We start from the raw sequence: 16,188 nt of genomic DNA on the forward strand, positions 1-16,188 counted from the left end.
CTAACTCGTGTAGGAAAGCGGAGCCTGCCTACATCTCTTAAACGGTCATTGAGCGGCTTTCTCTTTTGAAACATTACATTTCCGAAGAGTGATGGCCTTTCGCTTGACGCTAACCCCCGCTGTCGTAGACTCCGCACATCCGTCAGGGAGTAGCGGTTATGCAGCGTTTTCGTGGTTGGGTTGTCGGATTGACCTTAGTTACGTGTGCAGTTCAGGCGCAAACGCCCGGGCCAGACGATCCGCTGCTGGATAATCCGGGGACGGCGGCGGCCACCGTGAGCAGTGAGGCGCGCGGGGTGTTGCGGGCGCGTGATCAGGCGACGCTGGCCAGTGAGCTTTCCGGGCGGATTGTCGAGTTGCCCTTCAGCGAGGGCGAGTCGTTCAAGAAGGGCGATACGCTGGCGAAGTTCGATTGCTCGGCCTATCAGGCGCAACTCAATGCCGCACAGGCGGCCAGTCGTGGTGCTGGTGAAGAGCTGGCGCACAACAAACAGTTGGCCGCCCTCAATTCTGTCGGCCGATTCGAAGTGGCGCGGGCCGAGGCCAAGGTCAGCGAAACCCAGGCGCAATCCCAGGTTTATCAAGTGCAGGTCAAGCGCTGCAGCGTGGTCGCGCCGTTTGACGGGCAAGTGGTCGAACGTAAAGTGCAGCGCTATGAAAGCGTGCCGGCCGGCGCACCGCTGCTTGATGTCGTCGATAACCGTACCCTCGAAATTCATTTGCTGGTGCCGTCACGGTGGATGGCACGGCTCAAGCCTGGCCAGACCTTCAGCTTCGTTCCCGATGAAACCGGCCAGCCGATCGATGCCACCGTCAAACGCCTGGGCGCGCGAATCGATGAGGGCAGTCAGACCCTGTTGCTGGTCGCCACACTCCCCGAAGCCAAAGGCTTGCTGGCCGGCATGAGCGGCACGGCACGTTTCCCGGAGCTTAAGTGAACGCCCCGGTGAGCGGCGGCGCCGAGCAGGTATTCGCCAGGTTTCTTGACCTGGAACGCCAGACCCGCGCTGCCCGCGACGCCTCGCAACTGGCCTACAGCCTGGTCAACGATGGCCAGGCGCTGTTTGGCTTTCGTCATGCGGCGTTGTTGATTGCCGGCAAGGTGCAGGCGGTCACCGGGGTCAGTGCGGTGGAGCCCAACGCGCCGTTCGTGGCGTTCGTCGAGCAGGCCGTGGCGCAGTTGTTCAAACAGGGTGTGCTGCAGCAGGCGCGGGTAATTGCCCCGGAATTGCTGAATGACAGCATCCAGGCTGACTGGCGCACGCTGTCGGCGGCGCAGGTGTTCTGGCTGCCGCTGATCGACCGCGACGCTCAGGTGTTTGGCGGTTTGTGGCTGGCGCGCGACGTGCCGTGGAACCCTTCCGAGCAAGTTCTGCTGTCGCAATTGGGCGACACCTACAGTCATGCCTGGCTGGCGCTGCAACCGCGCAAACCGTGGCGGTTGCGCTGGACCCGTAAACGCCAAGTGGCGCTGGTCGCGGTGCTGTTGCTCGGGCTGTTGATCCCGGTGCGCCAATCGGTGCTGGCCCCGGCTGAAGTGGTGCCGCTGGGCGGCCGCGTGGTGGCGGCGCCGCTGGACGGGGTGATCGCCGAGTTTCTGGTCAAACCCAATCAAACAGTGAAAACCGGTGATGTGCTGGTGCGTTTTGAAAGCACCACGCTGAAGGCGCAGGCCGATGTCGCCGAGCGTGCGCTGGGCGTGGCCGAGGCGGAATTGAAATCCAACTCGCAGCGCTCGTTTGCCGACGCGGAATCCAGCGCCAAGGTCGATTTGCTCGCCGCCCGCGCCGAACAGAAACGCGCCGAACGCGACTACGCCCGCGAGCTGCTCAACCGCAGCGAAGTGCGCGCCGAACGCGACGGCATTGCGGTGTTCGCCGACGCCGAACGCTTGACCGGCAGACCGGTACAGACCGGCGAGCGCCTGATGGAAGTCGCCGATCCGAGCCAGGCCGAGCTGCGCATCGAACTGGCCGTGGGCGATGCGATTGCCCTTGAGCCCGGTGCCGAGGTGGCGCTGTTTCTCGACAGCGATCCGTTGAAGCGCCATCTCGCCACGCTGGAACGCTCGGCTTACGAAGCGCAACCGACGGCGGGCGGGCAACTCGCTTACCGGCTCGACGCCAACTTCGCCGAGGCGCCGCCGCGTATCGGCCTGCGCGGTACGGCGAAGATTTTCGGTGATCGCGCGCCCTTGGCGCTGTATCTGCTGCGTCGGCCATTGGCAGGCCTGCGTCAGAGCGTGGGCCTGTAAATGAACCTGCCGAGCCTGCGTGCCGACCTGCAATTGTCGTCCGCGGCGCCGGCCCTGGACGGTTCGCCGCGCTGGACCCTGGCCGATCCGGTGCGCGGACGTTATTTCAAACTCGGCACGGCGGCGATGCGCCTGTTGCGCCACTGGTCGTTGGGCGATGCCGAACAGGTCTTGCGCGCGGCCAATCGCGAACCCGGCCTGCCGCTGGATGGCAGCGAGCTTGAGCAGTTGCTGGAGTTTCTTCGCGGTCACGATTTGATCAGCGCGCTCGATGACCAGCAGCGCGCCAGCTACCGGCTCAAGGCGTTGGCGCAGCAGCAAAGTCTGTGGCAAATCCTTCTGCATCAATATTTGTTTTTCCGCATTCCGCTGTGGCGCCCTGACGCTTTTCTCAATCGTGCCTGGCCATGGCTGCAGCGCTTCGGTCCGCGTCTGCTGCGTTACGGCTTGCCGGCAACGCTGGCGTTGGGCGTATTTCTGGTGTCGCGGGACTGGCAACGCTTTGTCGGGACGTTTCCCCACCTGTTCAGCCTCGGCGGCGCCATGGCGTTCGGTGTGGCGCTGTTTTTCGCCAAGCTTTGCCACGAATTCGGTCATGCGTTCATGGCCAAGCGTGCGGGCTGTCGGGTGCAGAGCATGGGCGTGGCATTCATGGTTTTGCTGCCGATGTTCTATACCGATGTCAGCGACGCCTGGCGGGTCAATGACCGCCGCGCGCGGTTGCTGATCGGTGCCGGCGGTGTGCTCGCGGAATTGCTGTTGGCGTGTATCGCATTGCTCGCGTGGTCGTTGTTGCCTGACGGTCCCGCCCGCACGGCGGCGTTCATGCTCGCCAGCGCGACATGGATCACCACGCTGGTGGTCAACCTCAATCCGTTCATGCGCTTTGACGGGTATTTTCTGATCAGTGATTTTTGGCAAGTCGACAACTTGCAGGGTCGCGCGTTTGCCCTGTGTCGCTGGCGACTGCGGGAGTTTTTGTTTGGCTATGGCGCACCCGCGCCGGAGCCTTGGTCGCCGAAGATGCAACGGCGTTTGCTGATATGGGGGTATGGCTCGTGGTTGTGGCGTGCGGCGTTGTTTTTCGGGATCGCGCTGGCGGTCTATCACCTGTTCTTCAAGGTGTTGGGGATCTTCCTGATGCTGGTGGAACTGGTGTGGTTCATCTTTCTGCCGATCATGCGTGAGTGGCGCCAGTGGTGGAGCCGTCGCGAGCAGGCGCACGCTCCGCGCGTGTTGCTCAGTGCATTGGCGCTGCTCGGGCTGTTGCTGCTGCTGATTGTGCCGTGGCGCAGTTCGGTGGAGCTGCCGACGATGCTTGAGGCCGGACGCGCCAGTGCCTTGCATGCGCCGACGGCGGCGCGGGTCAAAGCGGTGAAGGTGACGGATGGGCAGCAGGTTGCGCAGGGCGATGTGCTGATCGAGCTGGAGTCGCCGGATCTCGAATCGCGTCTGGCGATTGTCCGCCGCGAAATCAAGATTCAGCAGTTGTTGATGCGCCGCCAGGCCAGTCGCAGTGAAACCGCCGCGGACGCCGGCATCGTTGAGCAACGCCTGGCAGAAGCGGTGGCCGAGTACCGTGGCTTGAGCGCCCAGCGTGAACGCTTGCTGTTGCGTGCGCCGCATGCCGGCAGCGTGCGCGATCTGCTGCCGAACATGACGGTCGGGCGCTGGTTATCGACCCGCGATGCGCTGGCTCGGGTGGTCGAAGACGGCGCAAGGCTGCGCGGATATCTGGCCGAAGCCGAGTTGTGGCGAGTCAAACCGGGGGCCAATGGCCGTTTCATCGCCGATGACCCGATGCACCCGGCGCTCGCCGTGCAATTGAATGAAATTGACACCAACGGCGTGGCTTACGTCGATCAGGAGGCGTTGACCTCCGATCACCACGGGCCGATCGCCGTGCGTCGCGATCAACAGCAGCGGGCGGAGCCGGTGCAGGCGCAATATGGCGTGCGCCTGAGTGCATTGACGACGGCCTCGACCCCGACGCAACCATTGCGCGGCGTGGTGGTGTTGCAGGGCCGCGGCGAATCGCTGCTGGGTGTGGCGTGGCGCCGGGTGGCGGCACTGGGCGTCAGGGAAAGCGGTTTCTAGGGAGAGCAGGATGACGGACAACGCAGCAGTGGCGGCAGAGGGATTGGTGGTACGGCCTTCGCGGGCAACCGACGGGCCGTTTTTGCAAAGTCTTTATCAAACGGCGCGGCCGGATCTGCAATGGATCGACGGCGAGCCGGAACACGTGCAGCAAGTCGTCGCCCATCAGTTTCAGGTGCAAGAGCAGGGCATGGGCGACAACTACCCCGACGCCATGCACTACGTGGTGGAAAAACTCGGCACCGCTATCGGCGCGCTGAGCACCGATTTCGGCGCCAATGAAATTCGCGTGTTGTACCTGGCGTTCATCCCGCAGGCGCGCGGCCAGGGCTTCGGCCGTGCCGTATTGCAAGGCGTGCAGAAAGCCGCGCAACAGATTCGTTGCCCGGTGGCGACGGTGGTCTGGACCAGTAATCCACACGCGCGCCGGCATTATCTGGCATTGGGTTTTGCCGTCGAAGAACGCAACCCCGCCGCCGAACGCCTCGTCTGGTACCCCCAATAACCCCCTGTAGGAGCTGCCGCAGGCTGCGATCTTTTGATCCTGTTTTTTCAAACTGAAACTCAAGATCAAAAGATCGCAGCCTGCGGCAGCTCCTACAGGTCAACGATGCTTTTGATGTTGGTTTAACGATGGCCGTGTCAGTTGAAGGTGACGTGGAAGTAAGCCAGCGCCGGGTCGCGCCCCATCGCGGGTACCCGCGAGACGAAGATCCCTTCGACCCGCCCCAGTTCCGGCAGCTCCAGGGCACACAAACCGTCGATGAATTCAGTCGGCTCCAGGCTGCTCAATTCGACGCAGAATGGCATGCGCTCGCTGTAGCGCATTTTCGCCAGCGGTTTTTCTTCGAGTTCTCCGATGTGGATCTGCAGCGCACTGCCATCGGGCAGATGCAGGGTGCCAACGCGACCCAGCAGTGCCTGGAAATGTTGGCTATGAACCGATTGCAGCATGGTCTCGCTCCAGCAAAGTGAGGTGCCGGGGGAGGTGGCTCCCCCGGCGTTCGGTCAGTTGCGCGAAGGAAAAATACCGTTCAGCGCGATGCTGAAGTTGAGCACCAGATACGGGTTCATGATCGGCAGGGGCAGGCCATTGCCGGTCGGCGTGATGGTCCCGCTGATGGTGGTGGCTGCGCCTTTGAGCGGTACCGGCGATGCGCCTTGAGCGTCGGAAAAAATATTCGCCAGGCCCGGCCCGGTGCCCGAAGCGCCGATGTAGGCGTTGGTCGCAGTCGGCGCGCCCGCCGGGTTACTGGCCGGGTTGGCCAGTTGCACGGTGGTGGTGGCCGTGAGCCCCGCGAGGGTGTGGGTGTGGTTCGGCAAATTGTTGAGGGTGGCGGTGACTTGCTCGGCGCCGGAAACTTCCCCCATCACCCTCGGTGTCAGGCCGGGGCCGTTGCCTTGGCAGATCGGCAGGCGGCTTTGCAGGTTGGGCAGCCCGAATGTCTGCTGGCCGTTGCCTCCATACACCGTCCCCAGCAATGCAAACAGCGCCTGGTTCTGGTTGATTCCGATGATCTGACCGTTGCACAAGGCCCAGCCGCTGGGTGCATAGTTGAAGGCAAACGTCAGAACAGTGCCCATGTAAACGTCCATAAAGTCCTCATCCTTCTGATTGGTTGTCGGCGGGCCGCTAGTGAATTCAGGCTGCTGCAGTTGCCTTGGCACTCCGTGGCCAGGTCACGCCACGCCAGAGCGTAGACGCGGATTGGCAAGGTTGCCGGATGTCGTGAAAAGGCAAACCGGCATCGACGGTGCTTGTGCGGCTGACCTAAAGTGACTGGCAGGTTTTTGCGGTTCATACGGTCGTGGCGATGTGGTGCGGCGAGAGGAAACGATGGCGCTGAACAGAGTAACCCCGGTGGGCGACACCCAGGATCCGCACGCGACACCAGGGCCGTGGTTTGCCGGTTTGCGCTTGCTTCGTTGGGTCAGAGAACACTGGCTGCTGCCGATCCTGTTGTTGACGGCGGCCGTGCGTTTTTACGATCTGACGGCTGCGGCGATCTGGGGCGATGAGGGATCCAGTCTGCTGCTGGCGCGTTACTCGCTGGGCGAGATCTGGCGCCACGCGGCCTACGATGTGCACCCGCCGCTGTACTTCATGCTGCTGCACGGCTGGATCGGTTTATTCGGCGATGGCATTTTTGCCCTGCGCAGTTTCAGCGCCCTCGCCGGGATCGCCGCCGTCTGGTTGGGCATCTGGCTGGTGGATCGACTGGCCACCCGCCGCGCCGCGATCTTCGCCGGCCTGCTGCTGGCGCTGTTGCCGACGGCGGTGCGCTACAGCCAGGAAGTGCGCATGTATGCGCTGCTCGGGCTGTTGCTGATGGCCGCGACGCTGGCGCTGGTCTACTGGATCCGGCGCCCGCAGCGTCATGCTTATCTGCTGTTTTACCTGCTGTTGATGACGGCAGCGTTCTACACCCATTACTTCGCCGTGCTGGCGGCGCTGTGCCACTGGATTTATCTGGCGCTGATCCGGGTCCAGCGTGGCTATCGCTTCCGGCATATCCAGCGCCCGGCGTGGTGGCTGGCGAATCTGGCCATCGTCGTGTTGTACCTGCCTTGGTTGCCCCATCTGCTCGATCTGACCCAGCACATGGAGCAACTGAAGGTGGGCGGGGACGTGGGCTGGGAGCCGCCGGTGAGCCTCGGCTCGCTGCCGTCGATGATCTGGTCCTGGCTGATTCAGGACGATGGCGAAAACCTGCCGCTGCCGGTGTTCGGCGCCTTGCCCCTGGCACTGTTGACGCTGGCGGCGGTGGCGGTGATCCGTGATCGCAGCGTGTCGCGGGGCAGTGTCTTGCTGGCGTTGTACACCGGCGTGCCGCTGTTGCTGGTGTTTGCGGTGTCGTTCATCACGCCGGTGTTCATCGAACGCTACTTGACCGCTTATGCGCTGGGCCTGCCGCTGTTGGCGGCGCTGGCCATCGACCGTTTGTACAGCCGCGTGCGGGTGTTGGCGCTGGCGGTGCTGGTGTCACTGGTGGCGGTTGAACTGGTCGGTGTGAACAACAACGCCACGGTCGACAGCAATGACCAGCTCGACCGGGTGGTGAACTACGTCAATCAGCATTTCCAGCCCGGCGATCGCATCGTCACCAGCGACATGCTCTGGTACTTGAGCTACGTCTACTACGATCGCACCGGCGCCTTGGTGCGCCTCTATACGCCGCCGACTGCCGATGGCCGTCCGACCCGGCCGAACGAATACGGTTTTGGCACGTTGGTGACGCCCGATGTATACCTCGACAGCCTTGCCGAGCTGAACGGCAATGGCCGGGTCTGGCTGGTCGGATCGTTCGATGATCCGGCGGAATTTCTGCCGCTGCCGCCTGCCTGGACCGTCGGCGCGGAGGTTCACGCGGGCGGCGTACAAGCACGATTGTTCGTGGCCAGATCGCCGGCCAACTGAGCCGTGACGGGACTAAAACGATTCATCTGCTTATTCGCGATTAAAAGTTAACCAGTTAGTTCTTTTTGCTCTGAGTGATATCAAAACACTACTAGTCGCAGGGTTACTAGTTGAACTACGCTCTGTCGGACAAAAGGACTTCTGATTACGGTGAAGGGATTGCAGCAGTTCCACTTTATCTCCGGCTTGCCGCGCTCAGGCTCGACCCTGCTTTCTGCGATCCTTTTGCAGAACCCGCGCTTTCATGCCGGCATGACCAGCCCGCTCGGTTCGCTGTTTTCCAGTGTCCTCGAACAATGCAGCGCCGGCAGTGAGTACGGCGCGGTGATCGACACTGCCATGCGTCGGCGCCTGCTACGTGGTCTGTTCGAATCCTTCTATGCCGACAAGGCCGACAAGCCGTTGGTGTTCGACACCAACCGGCAGTGGAGCTCGCGTCTGCCAGCGATCCGCGATCTGTTTCCTCAGGCCAAAGTCATTGCCTGCGTGCGCAACGTGGCTTGGGTGATGGACAGCCTCGAACGCCTGTATCGCGCCAATCCCTACGAAAACACCAAACTGTTCAGCGACGCTGCCGAACGCAACACCGTTTACAGCCGCTGCGAAACCCTGGCCCAGCGCAATCGCTTGGTGGGTTTTGCCTGGGCGGCGCTCAAGGAAGCCTATTACGGCGAGCATGCCGAATCGTTGCTGATCGTCGATTACGACCTGCTCAGCCAGGCCCCGGAACGGGTGCTGCGACTGGTCTACGACTTTATTGGCGAGCCGTGGTTCGAGCACGATTTCGAACACCTGGCCTATGACGCGCCAGCGTTCGACCAGGGCCTTGGCCTGGCCGGCCTGCACACGGTCAAACCCAAGGTTGCCTTGCAATCACGGCGCACGATTCTGCCGCCGGATCTGTTCAAGCAATACGCTGATTTGTCCTTTTGGCTCGATGGCTCAGCCAGCGCCGCCAATGTCATTCGTATGAAGTCCGACGCCGCGATCAGTTGATCGCGGCGTTTTTCATTGATGCGTCACGTACCTTCGTTCGAGTTCGGGTGAGCAACATGTGGTGGACCCTTTTTGGTGGGGCAAAGGTCAAGTCTCAGGCTACCGCAGGTCAGCGTCCGCTGGCCTCGCCGCTGATCATGTCGCTGGAGCCGCGCATGCTGTTCGACGGTGCCGTCGCCGCCACCGTGGCCGACACGGCCGCGCAGGCGGATAGCCATGCCCCTACCGCTGCCGATGCGGCCAAGGCGCCGACGGCCGATCACCCGGTCGCGAGCAAAGACACCCACGGCCAGGCTGACGCCGCACCCGCCGCCAGTCCTGTTGCCGTACCGGGCCAGAGCGTGGTCTTCGTCGACTCACGAGTGAAGGATGCTGACGCCCTGCTGCAAGGGATCGCGCCCGGCACGCAAGTGGTCAAGCTCGACGCTACCAAGGACGGCCTGCAGCAGATCGCCGATTACCTTGATCAACATCACGGTGTCAGTTCGGTGCAGATCATTGCCCACGGCAATGCCGGTGATTTGTGGCTGGGCAACAGCTATCTGTCCGCCGACAACGTCGCGCAGCGCAGCGCGATTCTTGGCGAGATCGGCAAGGACATGAACGTCGGCGGCGACATCCTGATCTACGGTTGCTACACCGCCGAGGGCGATCGCGGCTTGAGTTTCGTCGACTCGCTGGCGCAGTTGACCGGGCGTGATGTGGCGGCATCGAACAACCGCACCGGCGTGGGTGGCGACTGGGATCTGGAGATCGCCACCGGCACCATCGAGAGCGCCAATGTGCTGTCGAGTAAAGCCATGAGCGAATACCAGTGGGGACTGGCCACGTGGACGGCGACCAACAACCTCAACTCGGGTGTCGGCTCGTTGCGTGCGGCGCTGGCGTCGGCGCAGAACGGTGACATCGTCACGTTCAGTTCCGGCATGACCGTCCAGCTCACCTCTGAATTGCTGATCAACAAGAGCATCACCGTCGATGGCGACCTGAACAACGACGGCGTCGCCGACGTGACCCTCGACGGTCAGTACAAGACTCGCGTGGTGGAAGTGACCTCCGGCAACACCGTGACCCTCGACGGGCTGGTGATCACCAAAGGCCTGGTGGCGGGCAACGGTGGTAATGGTGGTTCAGCCGCTGCGGGGGCCATGGGCGGCGGCATTTTCAACGCCGGGACTCTGACCCTGAACAACGTGACGGTGACTGCCAACGCCGCCTCCGGCGGTGGTGGTGGCGGTGGTGTGACCGGCGGCTATGTCGGCGGTGGCGGTGGCGGCGGTGCGGGTATCGGTGGCCAGACCGGTGGCCATGGCGGTACTTCTGGCCCGGGCACCGGCACCTATGCCGGCGGCGCGGGCGGTGCCAATGCCGGTGGTTATGGCGGTGGTTACAGTCCGACCGACATGGGTGGCCGTGGCGGCACCAGCACCGGTGGCGTCGGCGGCAACGGCGGCAGCGCCGGAGCCGGTTACAGCCATGGCGGCAACGGCGGTTCGGCCAGCAACGGCACGCTGTCCATTGGTGGCGGCGGCGGTGGTTCCGGCTGGGACAAAGTCGGCGGCGTCGGTGCCAACGCGGCAGGTGGTATCTACAACGCCGCGAGTGGCACCCTGAAAGTCATCGGCAACTCGGTCATCAGCAATAACATTGCTGCCGGTGGCGGCGGTGGCGGTGGCGGTGGGGTCGGCAGCAACGGCGCCGATGGCGGGGCTGGCGGTCGCGGCGTCGGCGCGATCTGGAACAACGGCGGCGTGGTGCTGATCACCGCGAGCAACTTTGCCGCGATCAGTGGCAACGGCGCTGCCAGCGGTGGCGGCGGTCTGTCGAACGGAGGCTCGACGGGTACAACGCCGAGTGCGCTGGTGGGCATCTACAACAACGGCGGTACGCTGAACACCGCTTACGTGGAACCACCGACTGCCACCATCGTGGTCGCCGACACCGCGTTGAAAATCGGCGAAACCTCGCTGGTGACCATCACCTTCAGCCGCGCCGTAAACGGTTTTACCAACGCCGACCTGACCATTGCCAACGGCACGCTGACCAATGTGTCCAGCGCCGACGGCGGTATCACCTGGACGGCAACCTTTACGCCTACCAACAACATTACCGACACCACCAACCTCATCACCCTCGACAACACCGGGGTGACGGCGGTGTCCGACAGCGTGGCTGGCGTCGGCACCACCAATTCCAACAATTACGCGATCGATACCCAACGTCCGACCGCAACCATCGTGATGGCAGACACTGCCCTGAAAATCGGTGACACCTCGCTGGTGACCATCACGTTCAGCGAGGCGGTGAGCGGTTTCACCAACGCCGACCTGACCATTGCCAACGGTACGCTGACCAACGTCAGCAGCGCCGACGGCGGCATCACCTGGACGGCGACGTTCACCCCGAACGCGAGCATTACCGATGCCACCAACCTGATTACCCTGGACAACACCGGGGTGGCGGATCTGGCCGGCAACGCCGGCAGTGGCACCACCGATTCGGCCAATTATGTGGTCGACACCGTACGACCGACAGCGACCATTGTCGTTGCCGACACCAATCTGGCGGCAGGCGAAACCTCTGTGGTGACCATCACCTTCAGCGAAGCGGTGAGCGGCTTCACCGCCGCCGACCTGACGGTGGCCAACGGCACCTTGACCGGACTGAGCAGCAGCGACGGCGGCATCACCTGGACCGCCACGCTGACGCCAACCACGAGCGTCACCGACACCACCAACCTGATCACTCTGAACAATACCGGGGTCAATGACCTGTCCGGCAACGCCGGCACTGGCAGCACCAACTCCAACAACTACGCGATCGACACCGCACGGCCGACGGCGACCATCGTGGTCGCCGATACCGCGCTGAAAATCGGTGAAACCTCGCTGGTGACCATTACTTTCAGTGAAGCGGTCAGCGGCTTCACCAACGCCGACCTGAGCATTGCCAACGGCACGTTGAGCGCAGTCAGCAGTGCGGATGGCGGCATCACCTGGACGGCGACGTTCACGCCGACCAGCAGCATCACTGACGCTACCAACCTGATCACCCTCAATAACACCGGGGTCGCGGATCTGGCGGGCAATGCCGGCAGCGGCACCACTGATTCCAACAATTACGCGGTCGACACCGTGCGGCCGACCGCCACCGTGGTGTTCACGCAGAGTACCTTGAAAATCGGCGACACCTCGCTGGTGACCATCACCTTCAGCGAAGCGGTCAGCGGTTTTACCAATGCCGACCTGACCATCGCCAACGGCTCCCTGACGGCGGTCAGCAGCGCGGACGGCGGCATCACCTGGACGGCAACGTTCACACCGAGCGCGAACATCACCGACGCCACCAACCTGGTGACACTGGACAACACCGGCGTCGCCGACCTGGCCGGCAATGCCGGCAGTGGCACCACCGATTCGAACAACTACAGCATCGACACCCAGCGGCCGACCGCGACCATCGTCGTCGCCGATCCCGCGCTGAGCGCCGGCGAAACGACACTGGTGACCATTACCTTCAGCGAAGCGGTCAGTGGTTTCACCAACGCCGACCTGACCGTCCCCAACGGCACGCTCACGCCGGTCAGCAGCGCCGATGGCGGTATCACCTGGACGGCGACCTTCACGCCGACCGGCGGGATCAACGACACCAGCAACATCATCACCCTGGCCAACACCGGTATCGCTGACCTGGCCGGGAACGCCGGCACGGGCACGACCAACTCCGGCAACTTCACCATCAACACCGTGGCGCCAACCGCGACCATCGTCGTCGCGGACAACAGCCTGACCATCGGCGAAACGTCGCTGGTGACCATTACCTTCAGCGAAGCCGTCACTGGTTTCAACAACGCCGACCTGACGATTGCCAACGGCACGCTGACGGCGGTGAGCAGCAGCGACGGCGGTATCACCTGGACGGCGACTTTCACCCCGACCAGCAACAGCACGGACGCGAGCAACCTGATCACCCTCGACAACAGCGGTGTGCAGAACGCCGTTGGCAACGCCGGCAATGGCACCACCAACTCCAACAATTACGCCATCGACACCCAGCGCCCGACCGCCACCGTGGTGCTCGCCGATTCAGCGCTGGGCGTCGGCCAGACCACTACCGTGACCATCACCTTCAGCGAGGCCGTCAGCGGTTTTACCCTGGCCGACCTGACCGTGGCCAACGGCACGCTCTCCGGGCTGAGCACCTCGGACAACATCACTTACACGGCGACGTTCACTCCATCGGCGGGCATCACCGACATCAGCAACATCATCACCCTGGACAACACCGGCATCACTGACATCGCGGGCAATTCCGGCAGCGGCACCACCGATTCGGCCAACTACATGATCGACAGTCAGCGCCCGACCGCCACCATCGTCATCAGTGATACCGATCTGCGTCCCGGTGAAACCGCGCTCGTCACCATTACTTTCAGTGAGGCGGTCAGCGGATTCGACAACAGCGACCTGAGCGTTGCCAACGGTACGCTGAGCAATGTCTCGTCGAGCGACGGCGGCATCACCTGGACGGCCACCTTCACGCCGACCATCGGCGTCAGTGACGCCACCAACCTGATCGTGCTGAACAACGCTGGCATCAGCGATCTGGCGGGCAATGCCGGCAGCGGCATCACCAACTCGGCCAACTATGCGGTGCAGACCGAAGTTCCAACCGCGACCATCGTCGTCGCGGACAACAGCCTGACCATCGGCGAAACGTCGCTGGTGACCATTACCTTCAGCGAAGCCGTCACTGGTTTCAACAATGCCGACCTGACGATTGCCAACGGCACGCTGACGGCGGTGAGCAGCAGCGACGGCGGTATCACCTGGACGGCGACTTTCACCCCGACCAGCAACATCACGGACGCGAGCAACCTGATCACCCTCGACAACAGCGGTGTGCAGAACGCCGTTGGCAACGCCGGCAATGGCACCACCAACTCCAACAATTACGCCATCGACACCCAGCGCCCGACCGCCACCGTGGTGCTCGCCGATTCAGCGCTGGGCGTCGGCCAGACCACCACCGTGACCATCACCTTCAGCGAGGCCGTCAGCGGCTTGACCCTGGCCGACCTGACCGTGGCCAACGGCACGCTCTCCGGGCTGAGCACCTCGGACAACATCACTTACACGGCGACGTTTACTCCATCGGCGGGCATCACCGACACCAGCAACATCATCACCCTGGACAACACCGGCATCACTGACATCGCGGGCAATTCCGGCAGCGGCACCACCGATTCGGCCAACTACGTGATCGACAGTCAGCGCCCGACCGCCACCATCGTCATCAGTGATACCGATCTGCGTCCCGGTGAAACCGCGCTCGTCACCATTACTTTCAGTGAGGCGGTCAGCGGATTCGACAACAGCGACCTGAGCGTTGCCAACGGTACGCTGAGCAATGTCTCGTCGAGCGACGGCGGCATCACCTGGACGGCCACCTTCACGCCGACCATCGGCGTCAGTGACGCCACCAACCTGATCGTGCTCAACAACGCTGGCATCAGCGATCTGGCGGGCAATGCCGGCAGCGGCATCACCAACTCGGCCAACTATGCGGTGCAGACCGAAGTGCCGACCGCGACCATCGTCGTCGCGGATACCGCGCTCAAGGCCGGCGAAACCTCGACGGTGATTATCACCTTCAGCGAGGCCGTCAGCGGTTTCACCAATGCGGACCTGACCATCGCCAATGGCACCCTGAGTAACGTCACCTCCAGTGACGGCGGCATCACCTGGGCGGCGACACTCACGCCGACCGCCAACATCACCGACACCACCAACCTGATTACCCTCGACAACAGTGGCGTGACCAACGCCTCCGGCAACAGCGGCGTCGGCACCACCGCTTCGAACAATTTCGCTATCGACACGGCGCTGCCGACCGCGACCATCGTGGTCGCCGACAATCGCCTGGGCATCGGTGCAACCACCACGGTGACCATCACCTTCAGTGAAGCGGTCAGCGGTTTTGACCTGTCGGACATCAGCGTCGCCAACGGCACGCTGGCGAACCTGACCAGCAGCGATGGCGGCATCACCTGGACCGCCACGCTGACACCGACGGCCAACGTCAACGACACGACCAACCTGATCATCGTCGACACGGCCGGTGTGCAGGATCTGGCCGGCAACCTCGGCGCGAGCATTGCGATTTCCAACAACTACGCGCTCGACGCGACCCGGCCGACGGTGAATATCGTGGTCGCCAATCCCCACTTGGGCATCGGCCAGACCACCACGGTGACGTTCACCTTCAGCGAGGCGGTGAGCAACTTCGACCTGTCCGACCTGAGCGTGACCAATGGCGATTTGAGCAACCTGAGCAGCAGCGATGGCGGCAAGACCTGGACCGCGACCTTCACGCCGACGGCCAATGTCACCGACCCGAGCAATTTCATTGCGCTCGACACCAGCAATGTCACCGATCTGGCCGGCAACGTCGGCAGCACAGTGGCGGTGTCGAACAACTACGCGCTCGACAGCGAGCGGCCGAGTGCGACGGTCGTCATTGCCAACCCGAACATCGGCATCGGTCAGACCTCGCAGGTGACCATTACTTTCAATGAGGCGGTCAGCGGTTTCGATCTGTCAGACATCGCGGTGGCGAACGGCACCTTGTCCAACCTGAGCAGCAGCGACGGCGGCAAGACCTGGATCGCCACCCTGACACCAAACGCCAACGTCAACAGTGCGAACAACGCGATCAGCGTCAACAGTGCCGGGGTCAGTGATGCGTCCGGCAACAGCGGCAGCGGTGTCAGCAGTTCCAACAACTACGCGATCAATACGGTGCCGGTGGTCGTGCCGCCCACCGTGCCAACTGTGCCGACCACGCCGACTAGTGTCGTGATCCCGGATCCGTTGGTTCGCAGCAGCGACCCGGTGGTGCCGGCACCGCCACCGAACGTGCCGCTGCAGCCGTTCATCTTCACTCCACCAACCGGCGAGCTCGGTTCACCGCTGACCTTTGCGCCGCTGTTTGAACAACGGGTGATCGGCAACGGCATTCGTCCGCTTGGCGATATTTTCATCAATCACGGTGCTCTCAGCCGCAGTTACATCGCGCAAGTGTTCAGCAGCAGTGACAGCAGCGGCGATGGCTCCGGCCACGGGTTCCTCGGTTTTGGCGGTGGTGATGGCGGCGTATTCGCCAGCAGCACACTGGCGAGCCTGTTCAGTCAGGACCGTGCTGCCGAGAGGGATGCGCTGAACGCATTCGGCAGCCATTCGCTCAAGGCCGGCGATATTTCCCAAGGCCTGCGCGGTGTGTTTGGCGCGCCGACACTGGGGCAACAACTACAACAACTCAAAGACACCGAGCAGCACCGGGTCGACGACCTGGCGGCAGCGCTGCAACAGGTCGGCATCAGCGAAATGTCGGCCTGAACTCACCATTACTCAACACTGTGCAG

At 62.9% G+C, this 16,188-nt stretch carries 9 protein-coding genes; 7 read left to right on the top strand and 2 right to left on the bottom strand.

The genetic code is table 11. The features are described from left to right. Positions 1 to 158 precede the first annotated feature (158 nt). The 4 genes from ACIP66_RS05185 to ACIP66_RS05200 are packed head-to-tail and all read left to right on the top strand — an operon-like array spanning position 159 to position 4,856. Positions 159 to 938, top strand: a complete 780-nt coding sequence (locus tag ACIP66_RS05185; RefSeq protein ID WP_038367377.1) for an efflux RND transporter periplasmic adaptor subunit — start codon at positions 159 to 161, stop codon at positions 936 to 938. Next, complete coding sequence (locus ACIP66_RS05190; RefSeq protein WP_008080331.1) at positions 935 to 2,254, top strand: efflux RND transporter periplasmic adaptor subunit; 1,320 nt, start codon at positions 935 to 937, stop codon at positions 2,252 to 2,254. The genes ACIP66_RS05185 and ACIP66_RS05190 overlap by 4 nt, the downstream gene beginning before the upstream one ends. Beyond that, positions 2,255 to 4,351 (top strand): biotin/lipoyl-binding protein, encoded by a 2,097-nt coding sequence (locus ACIP66_RS05195; protein ID WP_159814727.1) that lies wholly within the window; start codon positions 2,255 to 2,257, stop codon positions 4,349 to 4,351. It abuts the gene before it with no gap. Between the two features lie 10 nt (positions 4,352 to 4,361). After that, positions 4,362 to 4,856 carry a GNAT family N-acetyltransferase gene (locus ACIP66_RS05200; protein ID WP_159814728.1) on the top strand — a complete coding sequence of 165 codons (495 nt, stop codon included), beginning with the start codon at positions 4,362 to 4,364 and terminating at the stop codon, positions 4,854 to 4,856. A gap of 137 nt (positions 4,857 to 4,993) precedes the next feature. Here ACIP66_RS05200 and ACIP66_RS05205 read toward each other — a convergent pair whose 3' ends face one another. Next, on the bottom strand, positions 4,994 to 5,305 hold the full coding sequence (locus tag ACIP66_RS05205; protein ID WP_008080325.1) for a DUF6916 family protein: 312 nt from the start codon (positions 5,303 to 5,305) through the stop codon (positions 4,994 to 4,996). 54 nt (positions 5,306 to 5,359) lie between these two features. Further along, the gene (locus ACIP66_RS05210) at positions 5,360 to 5,947 is read right to left on the bottom strand and encodes a phage tail protein (RefSeq protein WP_159814729.1); all 588 of its coding nucleotides are present in this window, start codon (positions 5,945 to 5,947) and stop codon (positions 5,360 to 5,362) included. Between the two features lie 241 nt (positions 5,948 to 6,188). Between ACIP66_RS05210 and ACIP66_RS05215 the strand changes: the two genes are divergently transcribed. The 3 genes from ACIP66_RS05215 (at position 6,189) to ACIP66_RS05225 (ending at position 16,162) form a co-directional block, all read left to right on the top strand. Beyond that, positions 6,189 to 7,769 (top strand): glycosyltransferase family 39 protein, encoded by a 1,581-nt coding sequence (locus tag ACIP66_RS05215; protein ID WP_400646030.1) that lies wholly within the window; start codon positions 6,189 to 6,191, stop codon positions 7,767 to 7,769. A gap of 150 nt (positions 7,770 to 7,919) precedes the next feature. Beyond that, positions 7,920 to 8,765, top strand: coding sequence for a sulfotransferase (locus tag ACIP66_RS05220; RefSeq protein ID WP_159814731.1), 846 nt, complete (start codon positions 7,920 to 7,922; stop codon positions 8,763 to 8,765). 56 nt (positions 8,766 to 8,821) lie between these two features. Beyond that, a complete protein-coding gene (locus tag ACIP66_RS05225) occupies positions 8,822 to 16,162 on the top strand; it encodes an Ig-like domain-containing protein (protein WP_400646032.1) in 7,341 nt (2,446 codons plus the stop codon). The last annotated feature ends 26 nt before the right edge of the window (positions 16,163 to 16,188 follow it).

This window comes from Pseudomonas sp. NPDC088429 (assembly GCF_044753305.1).
Lineage (GTDB): Bacteria > Pseudomonadota > Gammaproteobacteria > Pseudomonadales > Pseudomonadaceae > Aquipseudomonas > Aquipseudomonas rustica.

Excerpts from the sequence above, each read along its gene's own strand:
- ACIP66_RS05205 (WP_008080325.1), bottom strand. The coding sequence starts at position 5,305 with ATGCTGCAATCGGTTCATAGCCAACATTTCCAGGCACTGCTGGGTCGC.
- ACIP66_RS05195 (WP_159814727.1), top strand. The coding sequence starts at position 2,255 with ATGAACCTGCCGAGCCTGCGTGCCGACCTGCAATTGTCGTCCGCGGCG.
- ACIP66_RS05185 (WP_038367377.1), top strand. The coding sequence starts at position 159 with ATGCAGCGTTTTCGTGGTTGGGTTGTCGGATTGACCTTAGTTACGTGT.
- ACIP66_RS05225 (WP_400646032.1), top strand. The coding sequence starts at position 8,822 with ATGTGGTGGACCCTTTTTGGTGGGGCAAAGGTCAAGTCTCAGGCTACC.
- ACIP66_RS05210 (WP_159814729.1), bottom strand. The coding sequence starts at position 5,947 with ATGGACGTTTACATGGGCACTGTTCTGACGTTTGCCTTCAACTATGCA.
- ACIP66_RS05215 (WP_400646030.1), top strand. The coding sequence starts at position 6,189 with ATGGCGCTGAACAGAGTAACCCCGGTGGGCGACACCCAGGATCCGCAC.
- ACIP66_RS05200 (WP_159814728.1), top strand. The coding sequence starts at position 4,362 with ATGACGGACAACGCAGCAGTGGCGGCAGAGGGATTGGTGGTACGGCCT.